A 2,733-nucleotide genomic window follows, 5' to 3' on the forward strand; every position below is an offset into this window, starting at 1 on the left:
GTTTGAGGATATCCGTGCGGTTGCTCCCGATAATTTCCTTCTTGTGCCGGGAGTCGGCGCGCAGGGCGGTAGTCTGGAAGAGGTCGTCAAATACGGTATGACCAAAGATTGCGGGCTGCTTGTAAACTCATCAAGGGGCATTATCTATGCCTCTACCGGAGCCGACTTCGCCGAGGCCGCCGGACATGAGGCCGCCAAACTCCGCGACCAGATGGCTGCACTGCTCAAGGAATATGGTGTAATAGACTGATAGCACTGAATCTGCTTGTCTGTTAACCATATTTACACATTAATAAGTGTAAGTATCAAAAATTTCAATTATCTTTGCCGATACAATACTGTGATTTTTACTTAACCAAATAATATAATAATGGCAACTATCGACAATTACAATTTCAACGGCAAGAAGGCTATCGTTCGTGTGGACTTCAATGTGCCTCTGGACGAAAACGGCAATATTACCGACGATACCCGTATCCGCGGTGCGCTTCCTACTCTTAAGAAAATCCTTAACGACGGTGGCAGCCTCATCATAATGTCGCATATGGGCAAGCCCAAAGGTAAGGTTAACCCCAAGTTCTCTCTGTCCCAGATTAAGGATGCCGTAGCAAAGGCCCTTGGCACAGACGTGAAGTTTGCTCCTGATTGCGCAAACGCTGCAGAAGCTGCTGCAAACCTCAAGCCCGGCGAAGTCCTGCTGCTTGAGAACCTCCGCTTCTATCCCGAAGAAGAGGGCAAGCCCGTCGGCATCGACAAGGCTGACCCCGCTTATGAGGATGCCAAGAAGGAAATGAAGGGTCGTCAGAAGGAATTCGCCAAGACTCTTGCAAGCTACGCCGACGTATATGTAAACGACGCTTTCGGAACAGCTCACCGCAAGCACGCCTCTACTGCTGTTATCGCTGACTATTTCGGCGCTGACGACAAGATGCTCGGTTATCTCATGGAGAAAGAGGTAAAGGCCGTTGACAATATCCTCAGCGATATCAAGCGTCCTTTCACCGCTATCATGGGTGGCTCTAAGGTATCTACCAAAATCGGTATTATCGAGAACCTCATGGACAAGGTTGACAATCTTATCCTCTGCGGCGGTATGACATATACATTTGCCAAGGCTCAGGGTGGTAAGATCGGTCAGTCTATCGTAGAGGATGACAAGCTCGACCTCGCTCTTGACATCATCAAGAAAGCTAAAGAGAAGGGTGTAAACCTCATCCTTGGTACCGATTGCGTTGCTGCTGACTCATTCAGCAATGATGCCAATACAAAGATATGCCCCAGCAACGACATACCTGATGGATGGGAAGGTCTTGATGCAGGTCCTGAGACACGCAAGAGATTTGCTGACGCTATCGAGCCCTCTAAGACTATCCTTTGGAACGGTCCTGCCGGAGTGTTCGAATTCGACAACTTTACAGCCGGTTCGCGTGCAATAGCCGACGCTATTGTAAAGGCTACTGAAAACGGTGCATTCTCTCTCGTTGGCGGTGGCGACTCTGTAGCTTGTGTCAACAAGTTCGGTCTGGCCGACCAGGTTAGCTACGTATCTACCGGTGGTGGTGCACTTCTCGAGGCTATCGAGGGTAAGGTACTCCCCGGCGTAGCCGCTATCAAGGGCTAATCAGCCGTAAAGCATATATTAAATATCAGGTGGCATCGGGCTGTCGGCCCGGTGCCACTATTGTAATACTCTGAGTAGTAGAATCTGACGGCATATGCCTGATTATCTGACTGCGTATTCTTAAGAAATGGAAATATTTGACGATGAACGTTTTTGGGCTTGGATAGAAACTCACAAGAATGATGACCCTGTAAAGCTGCGCCTTGCATGGCATGGGCGTGAGCCGTGGATTGACGATGCGGTCAGGCAGATAGAATGTCGCCGAAAATATCGGCGTAAGCTACCTTGCGAGATATCATCCGACAGGTTCTATTTCCCGACATCGCTTTCAGGAGAGCAGTCGACAAGCGATGAACTGGCCCGAATGCATGCCGCTATGATTCCTGCCGGCACACATTCGATTGTCGATCTTACTTCCGGACTCGGTGTCGATGCTATGACAATAGCCCGCAATACGGGCATACACGTCATTGCAGTGGAACGCAATCCTGAGGTTTCTGCCGCTCTGAGACATAATGCGGATATAACAGTATCTGATGTGGAAGCCATATGTGCCGACTGTCGGGATTATCTGGAAAGTGTGTCGGATGGCAGATTTGATGTCGCGTTCATTGATCCGGCCCGTAGGGACAATAATGGAGGGCGCGTATTCGGCCTTAGAGATTGTGAACCGGATATTCTGTCTATGCTGCCTCTGCTGAGACGAAAGGTGAGGACGCTTATTGTCAAGATGTCGCCGATGCTTGATGTGACTCAGACTTTGCGTGATCTTCCGTGCACAACCGACCTATGGTCGCTCGGGTCATCGACAGAATGCAAGGAGCTGGTGGCGCGTTGCGACTTGCAGGCCGATTGTAGTGGCGACTATGAGCCGGACATTCATGTCGTTACGCCGAATGGTGAGATGGGTTTCAAGTTCGGAGAGGAAGCCGGTGCAGAGTCCGGATATGGCACACCAATAGCCGGCGGATGGCTCTATGAGCCATGGCCGGCAGTGATGAAGGTTGCTCCATGGCGTTTGCTGTCGGCACGGTATGGTGTGGAACAGCTTCACCCCAACACTCACTTGTATTATTCAGCCGAGCCTGTGCCTGATTTTCCGGGAGAAGGAC

2 protein-coding genes and 1 pseudogene are annotated in these 2,733 nt (G+C 50.4%); all 3 read left to right on the forward strand.

The window, feature by feature from the left end; translation table 11 throughout:
- A pseudogene (locus K2I50_RS06390) lies at nt 1-250 on the forward strand (orotidine-5'-phosphate decarboxylase); the annotation flags it as partial.
- Nucleotides 251-370: 120 nt separating this feature from the next.
- Entirely contained in the window at nt 371-1,621 is a 1,251-nt protein-coding gene (locus tag K2I50_RS06395; protein ID WP_301025382.1) for a phosphoglycerate kinase, read from the forward strand.
- A gap of 127 nt (nt 1,622-1,748) precedes the next feature.
- Nucleotides 1,749-2,733 (forward strand): class I SAM-dependent RNA methyltransferase (locus tag K2I50_RS06400; RefSeq protein WP_301025383.1); only part of this gene is annotated, 985 nt, incomplete at its 3' end.

Origin of the sequence: Muribaculum sp., from assembly GCF_029051885.1 — a bacterium.
Lineage (GTDB): Bacteria > Bacteroidota > Bacteroidia > Bacteroidales > Muribaculaceae > Muribaculum.